This is a genomic window from Velocimicrobium porci (assembly GCF_009696045.1).
GTDB lineage: Bacteria > Bacillota > Clostridia > Lachnospirales > Lachnospiraceae > Velocimicrobium > Velocimicrobium porci.
Map to the genome: position 1 here is coordinate 73,185 of NZ_VUMT01000011.1, position 14,971 is coordinate 88,155.

A 14,971-nucleotide genomic window follows, 5' to 3' on the forward strand; every position below is an offset into this window, starting at 1 on the left:
TGATAACTCTCACTTACTAAATCTTCTATTTGCAGAAAAATTTTTCTGTGTTATACTAGGAATCTAGTAGAATGTAACAATGAACGGATTAGAAATGAGTGAGGTTATTATGGGAAAAATTAATTTATATTCAATTGCAGATGCAAATTCCACAACAATTTCAAATATTTTTATTGATTCTTATATGCCAACAGCCAATGGAAGTTATGTAAAAGTATATCTTTATCTTCTTCGGTGCCTTTCTGGACAACCAGAAGAATTTTCAATTTCTTTTCTGGCAGACCGCCTTGAAAATACAGAAGCAGATATTATAAGAGCATTAAAATATTGGGAAAAGGTTCATCTTATTGAATTAACAGAAAATGAAGCTGGCTCAATTATTTCTATTACATTAAATGAATTAAAACCACTAGAACCTATCCAATCAGAGAATGTACTTTCCCAATCCTCTTTGGAACCGTTTGCAGATTCACCAACCGCTCAAAATACATTTAAAGCTCCTGAGCATCCTGTTTACACGGATGAACAGATTAAAAAGCTGGCAAATGACGAGCAGGTAACATGGCTTATGAATATCATAGAAGTTTACTTAGAACGTACATTAAAACCAAAAGATATTCAATTAATCTTATACCTTTACGACACGGTAGGGTTTAGTGGAGAACTGATTATGTATCTTTACGAATATTGCATTTCAAAGGGAAAAAAGAATCCTTCTTATATAGAAGCAGTTGCTCTTGCATGGGCAGAACAAAATATATGCACTGTAGAGCAGGCAGAAGAGGCAAATGCCTTATACAATGCTAATTATAGTGCTGTAAGCAAAGCCTTTGGGCTAAGCCGTACTCCCGGTGCAATTGAAAAGCAATACATTGACAAATGGATAACAAAGTATAAATTTTCTATTGAAATCATTATTGAGGCCTGTAACCGCACTATATTGAACACACAAAAAGCTGATTTTAAATATACGGATAAAATTCTTGAAAATTGGTACAATAAAGGTGTCAAAGAAAAGAATGATATTACAAAGCTTGATACAGAATTTAATATTAATAAAAATTCAAAAGCTTCCATTCATCCAAATCCTGCACCATCCATTCGTCCAAATGGCTTTAATGCCTTTCCACAGAGAAATTATTCAAAAGAAGATTATGCAGACATTGAACAAAGATTACTTCATCGTTCATAAAGGGAGAACTAACTATGGCACTAAAAAATTTTCAATACAATCGAATTCTTCAACAATATGATGAACGGCGTTTTCAAAATAAACATTTGCTTACTATGCGCTATGAAGAAGTTATAAAACAAATTCCTGAATTTGCAGAACTCGACCGGGAAATTGTAAAAAATGGGATTACATATGCGAAACAAGCATTAATCGAAGGCACCTCCCATACAGATGAGCTTTCGATGAAAAACAAAGTATTAATAGAAAAAAAGACCGCCTTATTAGAACAGCATGGTTTTCCAAGAAATTATCTTGCACCAGTCTACAATTGTCCGGATTGTAAGGATACCGGTTTTATTGAGGGTGAGAAATGCCACTGTTTTAAACAGGCAATTGTTGACTTGCTCTACCAGCAGGCGAATCTGGATACAATATTATCCAAAGAAAATTTTCATACGTTTCGCTATGATTTCTACTCTGATGACTATGTAGAACCGACGACAAAACTTACTCCTTTAGCAAATATAACTAAAATTGTCCATGAATGTCAAGATTTTATTACAGACTTTGATAAAGAATACTCTAATATTTTATTATATGGAAATACAGGTGTTGGAAAAACCTTTCTTGCCAATTGCATCGCAAAGGAATTATTGGATTCTGCACATACCGTCGTTTACTTAACTTCATTCCAACTCTTCGACATTTTAGAAAAACATAAATTCAGTAGACAGATTGAAGAAAAAACAGAGGCCGATTATCAATTTCAATATATTTTTGATTGTGACCTTTTAATTATCGACGATCTTGGAACAGAAACAGTAAATAGTTTCATTGCTTCCCAACTCTATCATTGTATTAATGAACGTCATCTAAGTCACAAATCAACTATTATTTCTACTAATCTGTCACTTGATGATTTAAGCCGTCTGTACAGCGAACGGGTTTTCTCCAGAATTATTAGTAATTATCGTCTATTAAAGATAATAGGTGACGATATTCGACTAAAAAAAGCGTTTACACCTTGACGAACCAATATAGAAATGATATAACAAAGAATGGACAAATATTGAACAATAATAACCAAACCTATATACGGAGGAATAATGAATGCCAGCACAAGACAATTTAGGAAACACAATTCCAGTAGGAACATTAGGAATTATCGCTTTAGAAAGCAGTAAGTCCTTAGGACAAAAGGTGAATGACTATATCGTTGAATGGAGAAAAGAACGTGAAAATGAACACAAATCTACGATAGCATTCGCAGGATATCAAAGAGATTCTTACCTTGTAGAAGCTTCCTGTCCCAGATTCGGTTCCGGTGAAGCAAAAGGTATCATAAAAGAATCTGTTCGTGGTTCTGATTTGTATTTACTATTAGATGTATGTAACCACAGTCTTACTTATTCTGTATGTGGACAAACGAATCACATGTCCCCAGATGATCACTATCAGGATTTAAAAAGAGTTATCGCAGCAGTGGGAGGTAAAGCCCGTCGCATTACGGTTATTATGCCATTCTTATACGAAAGCAGACAGCACAAACGCAGCGCCAGAGAGTCGCTAGACTGTGCCTTAGCCCTTCAGGAATTAACAAATATGGGTGTAGAAAGCATTATTACATTTGATGCCCACGATCCTCGAGTTCAAAATGCAATTCCACTAAAAAGTTTTGAAACAATTCAGCCAACTTATCAGTTTATCAAAGCATTATTAAAAAATATACCTGATATTAAATTCGATGCAGACCATCTAATGGTTATCAGTCCTGATGAAGGAGCAATGAACCGGGTTGTATATTATGCAAATATCTTAGGTGTAGATATGGGTATGTTCTACAAACGTCGTGACTATACACAAATTATTGACGGTCGCAATCCAATTGTGGCACACGAATTTTTAGGAAGCAATGTAGAGGGAAAAGATATGTTAATTATCGACGATATGATTTCCTCCGGTGAAAGCATGCTTGACGTCGCAAGAGAACTAAAGAAACGCAAAGCAGGAAGAATTTTTATTGCTTCTACTTTTGGTTTATTTACAAATGGATTGGAAAAGTTTGATAAAGCCTACGAAGATGGAACAATTTATCGGGTTATTACTACAAATCTTGTATACCAGCCAAAAGAATTGTTAACAAAAGAATATTATATTAGTGCGGATATGAGTAAATACATTGCACTTTTAATTGACACTTTAAATCACGACCAGTCTATAAGTAGCTTCTTAAGCCCAACAGAACGAATTCAAACAATTTTGAAAAAATATGGTCAACGTTAATAGATAATAAGCAATAAATAATTTTTGGGCCTTCAAATTAGAAGATTGACAGAATTTTCTAATTTGAAGGTCTTTTTGTTAATTATTATTATATTTTCTTACTAATTTCTGTACTTTTATCAATTGACAATCTCTTCTAACTATGTCATAGTAAATTATTATGATACCATGGTCAAAAGGACATGCTTTTCATGCTGGCATGAAAAAGCATGACTTTGAGACCCGCAAAAACATGAGAAAGTAGCCCGAACAGGGCGAATTTCGAATGTTTTTAGGATGACGGGAGCATAAAGTGCGTAGTCATCCGTAGGTATCAGGGGTCAAAAGATATTTTGACCCCAACATTTTATTATATTATACTAGTAAGAAAGGAAATGATACATATGTCAATCCAAAAAAACAACCAAGATGTCCTAACCCAAGAGATTATAAAGAAAAAATTTGGCATTAAAACTAAGTTAATTGGTACGATACTACCTATCGTTACAATTATCATTATTACAATCTTACTTGTCATATCCAATACATCAAAGAAAGTAATTCTTGAAGCTGACACTAATCTTCTTGTTTCTGAAACTGAACGTTATGAAAAACAAATTGAATCTGATATAAATGAACTTTTAGCATCTCTAAAATCAGTTCAAAATACTTTAAATAATGTTTCTTTTTCCTCAGAAAAAGAAGCTCTCGAATATTTAAAAACGACTCCTGCCCTTCATCCATTTGCACCAAATGGTGTCTATGTTGGAGATAATAATGGTCACTACATTGATGGAAGCGGATGGGTTCCTGATTCAGACTATGTGGTTACAGAACGTGACTGGTACAAAGAAGGCTTAACCCACGAAGAACCAACACTCGGAAAAACATATATTGATTCAGATACCGGGGAATATGTCATCAGTGCATCTGCACTATTAAAAAACAATGGTTCCAAAAAAGCAGTTATGTCAGCAGATATCTTTTTAAAAGATATCACGGATGCTATTTCTTCTGCTCAGATTATGGGAAAAGGCTATGCTTTTCTAGTTGATACTTCTTTAAATCAGATTATCGCCCATAAAGATACAGATAAACTTGCAACTGCCCTTAATGATAACGGTACCTTTTATCAAGAAATTGAAACGTATATATCTTCAAATAATTCTAATGTTATAACATTAAGAGATGGTAAATCGGATATTATGGTAAATTCCGTAAAAGTTGAACATACACCTTGGATTCTTGTAACTTGTATTGATAAATCCATTTTACTTGAAAACATATCAAACCTTACAAAAACTTATATTATTGTTTGTATTATTATTCTTTTAGTTGTAATTATCCTAATTGAACGTATTATACAAATGATTATCAACCCAATCCATATCATTACAGGTGTAATACAAAATACAACAAATGGTGATTTTTCCAGCCAGTTACAAGTGAAAGGACATGATGAAGTATCTGTAATCAGTTCGCATATGAATCATTTTATCCAAGTTATGCAAAGGCTGATAAAGGAAATTATAGAAAGTTCCTCCAGCATGTTAAAACAGGCACAAAACAGCGATACTTTGTCAGAAGAACTATTAAACTTATCCGAAACTCAATTTAATTCCATGGAACACCTGCATACTACAGTAAATGAACTAACCGGTTCAATTAATGACATTGCAGAAAGTGCTACTTCGCTTGCTACAGTTGCCTCTTCTACAAAGGAACATGGCAACATTGCAAATAATAAAATACAAACTACTGTTGAAATTGCAAGTAAAGGGTATGAAGACATGAATAAAGCACAACAGTCTATGGAACATATTCAAAATAGCATTACTTCATTAAATGAAACAGTGAATGAAGTTGGTAACTCAACAAAAGAAATCAACAAGATTGTAGATTTAATTGGTGATATTGCATCTCAAACTAACTTGCTGTCCCTAAATGCCGCAATTGAGGCTGCAAGAGCAGGAGAATCGGGAAGAGGATTTGCCGTTGTTGCAGAAGAAATTGGACAACTTGCACAAACCAGTGCAGAAGCTGTAGGTAATATTTCCGCCTTGATTCACACAATCAATCAGAAAATGGAACAAACAATCCAGCAAACTGCTTTAAGTGTAGATGAAATTACCTCCAGTTCTATTAAGATTGAAGATGCATGCACTACATTCCATGAAATTTATGAAAACATCAATCAAACAGAGGCATTAATGAGCGATATCTTTAAAGAAATTGCACGTGTAGATGATGTAGCTACCAATATGGCTGCAGTAACAGAAGAACAGTCGGCAAGTGCAGAAGTAATTGTAAACACAAGCGAAGACTTAACAGAACAGTCCAAGTTGCTTACAAAACACAGTGAACAAGTTGCCACTGACTCAAAGCAATTAGCCGACACTGCCCATCAACTGGAAAAGCATATGCAATATTTTAAACTGTAAGTATCTGCTCCATTCTGTTGAAACAATAACAGGCATATAAACATACCTTCCTCATCGTCTTCATGATAGTTTGCTTTATTAATTTTATATTGATTTTATTTCAAAAAATTGATAGAATATAATAACAAGAATGATTACTATTATATAAGGAGGATTTTATATGCCTGTTATAAAATTTAGTCGTCAACGGGAATCCATTCGCAATTATTTATCTGGTACAAAGGAACATCCTACTGCTGATGTCATATATCATAATATTAGAAAAGAATATCCTAATATTAGTCTTGGCACTGTTTATCGTAATTTGAATCTTTTAGTTGAACAGGGTGAAATTCAAAAACTTTCCTGCGGAGATGGTACCGATCATTTTGATTATAACACGGATGAACACTATCATTTTATCTGTACTGAATGTAGAAGAGTTTTAGACCTTGAAATGGAATCCATTTCTCATATTAACATAATTGCCGGTGCCAATTTTGATGGTATTATTGAGGGAAGTTCTACTTATTTTTATGGTAAATGCCCAAATTGTAAAAATAGTTCCAAATAATTTATTATTTTTTAAAAGCACAGTTGACATTTTAAAGTTTAAGTACTATAATAACAATATCAGTAATCATTACTGTTTTAAAAGGAAATATTTATTACTATAAAATCATTAAAAGAAAAGGAGAACAAAAATATGAAAAAGTTTGTATGTCAAGTATGTGGTTATGTTTATGAGGGAGAATCTGCACCAGAAAAATGTCCACAATGTAATGCTCCAGCTTCCAAGTTTACAGAACAATCCGGAGAAAAGTCATGGGCAGCTGAGCATGTAGTAGGCGTAGCTCAAGGTGTTAGAGAAGATATTATTGAAGATTTAAGAGCAAACTTCAACGGGGAATGTTCTGAAGTTGGTATGTATCTTGCTATGGCAAGAGTTGCTCATAGAGAAGGTTATCCTGAAATCGGTCTTTACTGGGAAAAAGCTGCTTATGAAGAAGCTGAACATGCTGCTAAATTTGCTGAGTTATTAGGTGAAGTTGTAACTGACTCTACAAAGAAAAATTTAGAAATGAGAGTAGAAGCCGAAAATGGCGCTACTGCTGGTAAATTCGACCTTGCTAAACGTGCAAAAGAATTAGGATTAGACGCAATCCATGATACAGTACATGAAATGGCTAGGGATGAAGCTAGACACGGAAAAGCATTTGAAGGTCTGTTAAAAAGATATTTTGGTTAAAAAGAACTCTATTATAATCCTATAAAATGATACCAGGGTCAAAAGGTCATGCTTTTTCATGCTGACATGGAAAAGCATGACTTTGAGACCCGCAAAAACATGAGAAAGTAGCCCGAATAGGGCAGATTTCGAATGTTTTTAGGATGACGGGAGCACAAAGTGCGCAGTCATCCGTAGGTATCAGGGGTCAAAAGATATTTTGACCCCAATATCATAAAATATAAAACAAGAGGTTGTTAGATATTTTCTGTCTAACAGCCTCTTTCTTCTCTTTCACCTCTCATGAGCGTTACTAAAGCAATGCCCAATGTGGCTACAATTGCTCCCCCCTATCGCTTACCGTAATATATCATTTGTTTCTGCCATAATCGTAAAATGTGTTACGACATAGATTAGCTCATACATTTAACTGTAACTTAACGGCTTCCAGTCATACAATTGGGGCAATTCCGCCAACAGAATCTCAAAGACTTGCTTTGAAATAGTCAGAAATCCTGCATGGTGAAATACTTACTGTTAAAATCATGGGAAATATTTTCTATTTTTCTCGATTGGTCACATTTTTTTTAATAAATGTGATATACTACACACGATGATGATACGAACTTATATTATAAAATACTATGATAGTCTGAGAAAGGAATTACAATTTATTATGAGCAGTACAAAATTACAGCAATTAATCGCACAAATCCGCACAAATCCTGTGTATATACAACCTCATAATTACCCGGATCCTGATGCGCTTGCAAGTGCCAAAGGATTGCAAGTACTTTTGAAGCATTTTCAGATTGAATCTGTCATTTGTTATAATGGATGTATTGATAAATGCAATACTTTACAAATGATAGAACTTCTTAACATTGATGTCCATTCCGAATGTAATGTAAATTTAAAACCAGGGGACGAAATTATCCTTGTTGATTGTCAAAAGGGCAACACGAATGTAAATGATTTTGTCGGTACTGTAATTGCCTGTATTGACCACCATAAGTTACAAACTACTAATAATTATCGTTTTTTTGATATACGAAGTGATGTCGGTTCTTGTTCCACGATTATTGCTAATTATTTTTTAGAAAATAAAATTCCTATAAATCAAGAAGTTGCTACTACACTATTATACGGACTAAAAATGGATACTGCTAATCTCACGCGGGGAGTTTCTAATTTGGATGCTAATATTTTTTGTGAGCTACATAAAGTATCAAGTCCTTCCATTTTGCGAAAATTACATTCAAATAGTCTTACCCTCTCAGATTTAACTTCCTACGTGAGAGCAATCGAAAATCTTCATATTGTTGATTCGATTGGTTTTGCAAATGTGGGAAATAACTGTTCCGAAGCAATTATTGGTACTTTGTCTGATTTCTTTCTTACATTAAACGAAGTCCACTTTGTTCTGGTTTACTCTTATCGAGCGGGTGGTTTAAAATTTTCTGTTCGAAGTGAAATTGATTGCTTAGATTCTGCCAGAATTATTAAAGAATTATTAGATGGTTTTGGAAACGGAGGCGGACATGCTATTATGGCAGCCGGGTTTGTTCCAAATATTTCATCAGAAGCGGAGGCATTTTTACTCGCATCCAAACTGGAAAAAAAATGTGTAGCAATGATACATTCTATCTTAAATGATCAAAAATAGAATTTTTTTATTTTCCATTCAGGCTGTTTCCATTTCTCTGAATGAAAAGCAGGTTCTGAAGAACCTGCTTTACTTCTTTTATTACCGCTATTCCTTTATGATTGCCTTCAATACACCATTCTCTGCAATAATTTCTATTATATCTCCCTCTTTTACCTTATCCTCAAGGATTAATTTCGCAGTCAATGTTTCCACATATTTTTGTAAATAACGTTTTAATGGTCTTGCACCATATACTGGATCATAAGCTTCATCAATTATTAGCTGCATTGCATCATTGCTCAACTCTACTTTTAATTCTCTGTCTGCAAGACGTTTGTTTAACTCTTCCATCAGCAGATTTACAATTCCACTAATATTGTCTTTTGTCAATGGTTTAAAGAGAATAATTTCATCTAAACGGTTTAAAAATTCCGGTCTAAAATGTCCTCGTAAATCATTCATTACCAGTTCTTCTGCTTCTTTCTTAATTTCTCCATTTTCATTAATTCCATCTAATAAATAAGAAGAACCAATATTGGAAGTCATAATCAAAATTGTATTTTTAAAGTCAACTGTCCGTCCCTGTGAATCTGTAATACGTCCATCATCTAATACTTGCAATAATACATTAAATACATCCGGATGAGCTTTCTCAATTTCATCGAATAAAACAACAGAATAAGGTTTTCTTCGAACTGCCTCGGTCAATTGTCCGCCTTCCTCATAACCTACATATCCCGGAGGTGCTCCAATTAATCTGGATACTGAATATTTCTCCATATATTCACTCATATCAATTCGAACCATATTTTGTTCATTATCAAATAAAGACGCCGCCAATGTTTTAGCCAATTCTGTTTTTCCTACACCAGTAGGTCCTAAGAATAAAAACGAACCAATTGGTTTCGTAGGATCTTTAATACCTGCTTTCGAACGTAAGATAGCTTCGGTTACTTTTGTAACACCTTCGTTTTGACCAACAACTCTCTTGTGCAATTCTTCTTCCAAATGAAGTGTTTTATTTCTTTCACTTTCCGTTAATTTTGCAACCGGAATTCCTGTCCATCTGGAAATAATTTTAGCAATTTCTTCTTCCGTTACACTTTCATGAACTAATTCTCTTTCTTGATTTTTAACTTTTTCCTCTTCTTGTTCTAATTGTTTCTTTAGGGCAGGAAGTTTTCCATATTGAAGTTCAGCAGCTTTATTTAAATCATAATTTCTCTGTGCCATTTCTATCTCGTTATTCAATGCTTCTAACTCTTCTTTTAAATGCTGCACCTTTTCTACCGAAGCTTTTTCATTATCCCATTTTGCCTTTGAATCGGCAAAGTTTTCTCTTAATTCTGCCAATTCTTTTTGTAATGCCTCTAGTCTCTCCTGGCTAAGACGATCTGTTTCTTTCTTTAAGGCTGCTTCTTCGATTTCTAACTGCATAATCTTTCTTTGAACCTCATCTAATTCTGTAGGCATTGAGTCCAATTCTGTCTTAATTAAGGCACAAGCCTCATCAACTAAGTCAATTGCCTTATCCGGTAAAAATCGGTCAGAAATATAACGATTTGAAAGCGTTGCAGCTGATACTAATGCAGAGTCTGTAATTTTTACCCCATGAAAGACTTCGTATCTATCTTTCAATCCACGAAGAATTGAAATCGTATCCTCTACTGTTGGTTCATCAACCATAACCGGCTGAAATCTTCTCTCCAACGCAGCATCTTTTTCAATATACATGCGATATTCATTTAGTGTAGTTGCACCGATACAGTGAAGTTCACCTCTGGCAAGCATTGGTTTCAACATATTTCCTGCATCCATAGAACCTTCTGTTTTACCGGCTCCAACAATGGTATGAAGTTCATCAATGAACAGAATAATCTGACCTTCACTTTTCTTTACTTCTTCTAGTACCGCTTTTAGACGTTCTTCAAATTCACCTCTATATTTTGCTCCTGCAACTAAATTACCCATATCAAGTGCAAATAATTTCTTATCCTTTAATCCTTCTGGAACATCTCCTCTGACAATACGTTGCGCCAAACCTTCAACTGCCGCCGTTTTACCAACACCGGGTTCTCCAATTAATACCGGATTATTTTTTGCCTTTCTTGATAAAATTCGAATAATATTACGAATCTCAGCATCTCGTCCAATTACAGGGTCCAACTTTTGATTTCTGGCCCGCTCTACTAAATCATATCCATACTTTTCTAATGTATCATAAGTTGCTTCTGGATTATCACTCGTTACTTTTTGATTGCCTCTTACCGTTGATAGTGCTTGTAAAAACCGTTCTCTTGTAATTCGGAAATCCTTAAACAGCTCCTTTACTTCTCTGCTTGGTTGTTTTATCATACTTAAAAATAAGTGCTCTACAGATACATACTCATCACCCATCTGCTTTGCTTCATTTTCAGCATAAATAAGAACCTTGTTCAAATCATTTCCAACATAAATCTGACCACCGGAAACCTTTGGTCGTTTATTCAGCAACCCTTGAATCTGTGCGATAAACACTTCCGGCTCAATCTCCATCTTCTGAATCAATTTGTAAATCAGGCTGTCTTCTATGGTCAAAAGACTATATAACAAATGTTCCTGTGCAAGTTCCTGATGTCCATTGTCATATGCAATCTTCTCACAGTTATTGACTGCTTCCATTGATTTCTGTGTAAAACGATTGATATTCATGTTCACTCCTCCTTATTGCTTCTTTATTTTCATCTTTTTCAAATTTATCATCAGTTGCTAAATTTTGCATCTTATCTGTTCTATATCAAATATAACACATATAACTAATGCTGTCAATTAGTTTTTTAACTTTTACTTGACAACAACATTTTTAATTGATATATTGTGTATATAGTATATATACAATATGACCAGAAATATTAAACTTCTATTCTGTCATAAAAAGGAGCATGCAAATGAATATTATAATAAGCAATACCGGGAATACTCCTATTTACGAACAAATCTATTCCCAAATAAAAACAATGATAATAAACGGTACATTAAAAGAAGGTGATTTACTTCCCTCTATGCGACTTTTAGCAAAAGAACTCCGTATCAGCGTAATTACAACCAAAAGAGCTTACGAAGAGCTGGAACGGGACGGTTTTATCCAGACAATCACTGGGAAAGGAAGCTTCGTTGGAAAAACAAATCTCGAATTAATCAAAGAGGAACATTTAAAAGAAGTAGAATTACATTTAAGCGAAGCTGTAAATCATGCGAAGCTTGGAAATCTTCCACTAAATGAAATACTTGAATTATTAACTAGTATTTACAATGAAACCTTATAATACTCATTTATTAACTGATTCTAAAAGGAGGCTTTACTATGGAATATGCGTTAGAAATATCCAACTTGGTAAAGAATTATTCTGATTTTTTATTAGACAATGTAAATTTAAAACTTCCAAAAGGTTCTATTATGGGCTTTATCGGTGAAAATGGAGCCGGAAAAAGTACAACCATAAAAGCAATATTAAATATTATAAAAAAAGATTCTGGAGAAATTCGTATTCTCGGAATGAATGCCTCCGACCCGGAAAATGAAATACAAATAAAACAGCAAGTTGGCGTTGTTTTCGATGAAAACCATTTTCATGATTTATTAAATGCCAAAGGTGTAAACCGATTTATGAACAAAATTTATCCTAACTGGAATCAAGAGTTATTTTTTCAATACATAAAAAAGTTCCAGATTCCTGAAAACAAATTTATCAAAGAATTTTCACGCGGTATGAAGATGAAATTTAATATTTCTGTTGCTTTAGCTCATGAACCAAAGTTACTGCTTCTTGACGAAGCCACAAGTGGACTTGACCCCGTAGTAAGAAATGAAATCTTAGATGTTTTTCTTGATTTTATACAAGATGAGGAACATTCTATTTTAATTTCTTCTCATATCACATCCGATTTGGAAAGAATCTGTGACTATATAACATTTGTCCATGAAGGAAAAATAATTCTTTCCAAAACAAAAGATGAATTACTGGAAAACTTCCATATTTTCCATTGTTCCAAAGAATCCCTTACCGAACTGGATTCTTCCATTATCCGAGGTATTCATGAAAACCGTTTTGCCTGCGATGTATTAATCGAACTGGAACCCAATATGCTAGAACAATATAAAAATTATATAATTGACCGTGTTTCTTTGGAGGATATCATGCTTTACTATGGAAAGGAGCAATTGCTATGACAGGATTAATTATAAAGGACTTACTAAATTTAAAAAAATATCTGCGGACTCTGCTCGGAGTTATTATAATATACGTAATTTGGGGTTATACCATAAATGAACCGCTTTTCCTTGGAAGCTTTACCAGCCTTTTATTTGTCATGGTTGTCGTTAGCAGTTTTGCTTATGATGAAGCTGCCAAATGGAATGAATATGCCCTTACTCTGCCTATTAAGAGAAATGATTTTATCTATAGCAAGTATATTCTTTCTTTACTATTTATGGTAATCGGTACGCTGATTTCATTGTTTTCTATGCTTTCCTTTTATATTATAAAAGAACAGACAATTCCAATTACCGATATAACAACTAACCTTGTAGTTTCTTTAGTATTAAGTGCTTTTTACATCAGCCTTATCATTCCAATCACCGTTAAACTTGGAGTTGAAAAAAGCCGTTTTACTTCAGTTGCTATATTTCTTGTTCCCGTAATTATAGTACTTATGGGAGCAAAACTACTTCCTGTTTCTGTACTTCCAACCGAGCAACAGCTCAATGAATTTTTTGATCGTATATCTTCGCTGCTTTTTATTACTATTCCTATTCTTATTATGCTATTCCTCGCCTTATCCTGCTTCATTACTTGCAAAATTTTTTCTAAAAAAGAATATTAGCAGAGAAAGACAGGCGGTAAACACTACCTCCTGTCTTTCTCTTATAATCCCATAATCCACATCGCAATATTAAAATAAATAATTAATGAACAACTATCAACTAACGTAGAAATCAGCGGTGCGGCCATAATAGCAGGATCCAGATTAATTTTTTTTGCAATCATAGGCAACACACAGCCAAGACACTTCGCCAAAAGAATAGTTCCCATTAAAGTAAGTCCCAAAACAAGAGCAATTGTAAGATTATGATAAAATAGCCAGATTCTCACTCCATTTACAATCGCAAGACAAGAACCCACAATAAGAGCAATTCTTGCCTCTTTAAATATAACCTTTGGAAAATCCTTTAACCGAATCTCATCCACTGCCAGACCACGAATCACCATGGTAGAGCTTTGAGAACCACAGTTTCCACCAGTTCCCATTATCATCGGCACAAAAGACACAAGTAATGGAATTGCTGCAAATGCTGCCTCATACTTTGTTATAATTGCACCGGTTACCGTTGCAGATAACATTAAAAACAAAAGCCAGAAAATACGATTCTTCGCATGTTTCCAGACAGATGTCTTAAAATAGGAATCTTCACTCGGACTCATTGCAGCCATAATTTCAAAATCTTCTTTTGCCTCTTCTTTGATGACGTCCATCGCATCGTCAAAAGTAACAATCCCAACTAAACGATGTTCTTTATCAACAACAGGTATCGCAAGAAAACCATACTTATCAAATTTTTTTCCAACCTCTTCTTTATCTTCTAAAGTTTCCACATAAATATAGCTTGTTTCCATAATATCTTCAATTTTACTTGCTTTATCTGATAACAACAAGGTTCGAACTGACACAAGTCCAATTAATTTTCTGTCTTCCGCAGTTACATAACAGGTATAAATTGTTTCCTTATCTACACCCGTTTTTCGAATCCTTTGAAATGCTTCATCTACCGTCATCGTTTTTTTCAAATCCACATATTCAATTGTCATAATACTTCCGGCACAATCTTTTGGATATTTTAGCACCTCGTTGATCACCTTTCTCATGTCAGGTGCCGTATGCCTTAAGATTCTTTTTACTACATTTGCCGGCATCTCTTCAATAATATCAACTGCATCATCTAAAAAAATTTCATCCATAAAATCCTTTAGCTCTCTATCGCTAAATGCCTGAATCAAATGTTCTTGGACATCTCCGTCCATTTCAACAAATACTTCTGCCGCTAATTCTTTTGGTAATATTCGATAAAGACAAAGTAATTCTTCATCCGAAGCATCCTCCAATAAAAGTATTATGTCAACCGGTTCCATATCTTTTAACAGTTTCCCCAGTTCTGCATATTTTTTCTGTTCCAGCAATTTATTAATCCGTTCTTTCATTGG

12 protein-coding genes are annotated in these 14,971 nt (G+C 34.1%); 10 read left to right on the forward strand and 2 right to left on the reverse strand.

The features are described from left to right. The first annotated feature begins 79 nt into the window (after positions 1–79). The 7 genes from FYJ58_RS08720 (at position 80) to FYJ58_RS08750 (ending at position 8,750) form a co-directional block, all read left to right on the forward strand. On the forward strand, positions 80–1,192 hold the full coding sequence (locus tag FYJ58_RS08720; protein ID WP_154519350.1) for a DnaD domain protein: 1,113 nt from the start codon (positions 80–82) through the stop codon (positions 1,190–1,192). Between the two features lie 14 nt (positions 1,193–1,206). Then, positions 1,207–2,202 (forward strand): ATP-binding protein, encoded by a 996-nt coding sequence (locus FYJ58_RS08725; protein ID WP_154519351.1) that lies wholly within the window; start codon positions 1,207–1,209, stop codon positions 2,200–2,202. Between the two features lie 82 nt (positions 2,203–2,284). Further along, positions 2,285–3,457, forward strand: a complete 1,173-nt coding sequence (locus tag FYJ58_RS08730; protein ID WP_154519352.1) for a ribose-phosphate pyrophosphokinase — start codon at positions 2,285–2,287, stop codon at positions 3,455–3,457. A gap of 383 nt (positions 3,458–3,840) precedes the next feature. Beyond that, the gene (locus tag FYJ58_RS08735; protein ID WP_205839208.1) at positions 3,841–5,877 is read left to right on the forward strand and encodes a methyl-accepting chemotaxis protein; all 2,037 of its coding nucleotides are present in this window, start codon (positions 3,841–3,843) and stop codon (positions 5,875–5,877) included. A 160-nt stretch (positions 5,878–6,037) separates the two neighbouring features. Continuing rightward, on the forward strand, positions 6,038–6,430 hold the full coding sequence (locus FYJ58_RS08740; RefSeq protein WP_154519354.1) for a Fur family transcriptional regulator: 393 nt from the start codon (positions 6,038–6,040) through the stop codon (positions 6,428–6,430). Positions 6,431–6,562: 132 nt separating this feature from the next. Then, a complete protein-coding gene (locus FYJ58_RS08745) occupies positions 6,563–7,105 on the forward strand; it encodes an NADH peroxidase (protein ID WP_154519355.1) in 543 nt (180 codons plus the stop codon). Between the two features lie 655 nt (positions 7,106–7,760). Beyond that, positions 7,761–8,750, forward strand: coding sequence for a DHH family phosphoesterase (locus tag FYJ58_RS08750; protein WP_205839209.1), 990 nt, complete (start codon positions 7,761–7,763; stop codon positions 8,748–8,750). 87 nt (positions 8,751–8,837) lie between these two features. On the opposite strand, the gene clpB is transcribed toward FYJ58_RS08750, so the two are convergent. Beyond that, a complete protein-coding gene (gene clpB / locus FYJ58_RS08755) occupies positions 8,838–11,423 on the reverse strand; it encodes an ATP-dependent chaperone ClpB (RefSeq protein ID WP_154519357.1) in 2,586 nt (861 codons plus the stop codon). Between the two features lie 236 nt (positions 11,424–11,659). On the opposite strand from clpB, the gene FYJ58_RS08760 reads away from it, so the two are divergent. Genes FYJ58_RS08760 through FYJ58_RS08770 form a run of 3 tightly spaced genes read left to right on the forward strand, consistent with a single transcriptional unit; the run spans position 11,660 to position 13,595 of the window. Beyond that, positions 11,660–12,037 (forward strand): GntR family transcriptional regulator, encoded by a 378-nt coding sequence (locus tag FYJ58_RS08760; RefSeq protein WP_154519358.1) that lies wholly within the window; start codon positions 11,660–11,662, stop codon positions 12,035–12,037. Positions 12,038–12,075: 38 nt separating this feature from the next. Further along, the gene (locus FYJ58_RS08765) at positions 12,076–12,942 is read left to right on the forward strand and encodes an ABC transporter ATP-binding protein (protein ID WP_154519359.1); all 867 of its coding nucleotides are present in this window, start codon (positions 12,076–12,078) and stop codon (positions 12,940–12,942) included. Then, positions 12,939–13,595: an ABC-2 transporter permease gene (locus FYJ58_RS08770; RefSeq protein ID WP_154519360.1), complete on the forward strand. Its 657-nt coding sequence runs from the start codon at positions 12,939–12,941 to the stop codon at positions 13,593–13,595. The genes FYJ58_RS08765 and FYJ58_RS08770 overlap by 4 nt, the downstream gene beginning before the upstream one ends. Before the next feature lie 41 nt (positions 13,596–13,636). Here FYJ58_RS08770 and mgtE read toward each other — a convergent pair whose 3' ends face one another. Continuing rightward, positions 13,637–14,968, reverse strand: a complete 1,332-nt coding sequence (gene mgtE / locus FYJ58_RS08775; RefSeq protein ID WP_154519361.1) for a magnesium transporter — start codon at positions 14,966–14,968, stop codon at positions 13,637–13,639. Positions 14,969–14,971: the final 3 nt, after the last annotated feature.

Coding starts and splice junctions, on each gene's coding strand:
- FYJ58_RS08720 (WP_154519350.1), top strand. CDS start 80: ATGAACGGATTAGAAATGAGTGAGGTTATTATGGGAAAAATTAATTTA.
- FYJ58_RS08725 (WP_154519351.1), top strand. CDS start 1,207: ATGGCACTAAAAAATTTTCAATACAATCGAATTCTTCAACAATATGAT.
- FYJ58_RS08730 (WP_154519352.1), top strand. CDS start 2,285: ATGCCAGCACAAGACAATTTAGGAAACACAATTCCAGTAGGAACATTA.
- FYJ58_RS08735 (WP_205839208.1), top strand. CDS start 3,841: ATGTCAATCCAAAAAAACAACCAAGATGTCCTAACCCAAGAGATTATA.
- FYJ58_RS08740 (WP_154519354.1), top strand. CDS start 6,038: ATGCCTGTTATAAAATTTAGTCGTCAACGGGAATCCATTCGCAATTAT.
- FYJ58_RS08745 (WP_154519355.1), top strand. CDS start 6,563: ATGAAAAAGTTTGTATGTCAAGTATGTGGTTATGTTTATGAGGGAGAA.
- FYJ58_RS08750 (WP_205839209.1), top strand. CDS start 7,761: ATGAGCAGTACAAAATTACAGCAATTAATCGCACAAATCCGCACAAAT.
- clpB (WP_154519357.1), bottom strand. CDS start 11,423: ATGAATATCAATCGTTTTACACAGAAATCAATGGAAGCAGTCAATAAC.
- FYJ58_RS08760 (WP_154519358.1), top strand. CDS start 11,660: ATGAATATTATAATAAGCAATACCGGGAATACTCCTATTTACGAACAA.
- FYJ58_RS08765 (WP_154519359.1), top strand. CDS start 12,076: ATGGAATATGCGTTAGAAATATCCAACTTGGTAAAGAATTATTCTGAT.
- FYJ58_RS08770 (WP_154519360.1), top strand. CDS start 12,939: ATGACAGGATTAATTATAAAGGACTTACTAAATTTAAAAAAATATCTG.
- mgtE (WP_154519361.1), bottom strand. CDS start 14,968: ATGAAAGAACGGATTAATAAATTGCTGGAACAGAAAAAATATGCAGAA.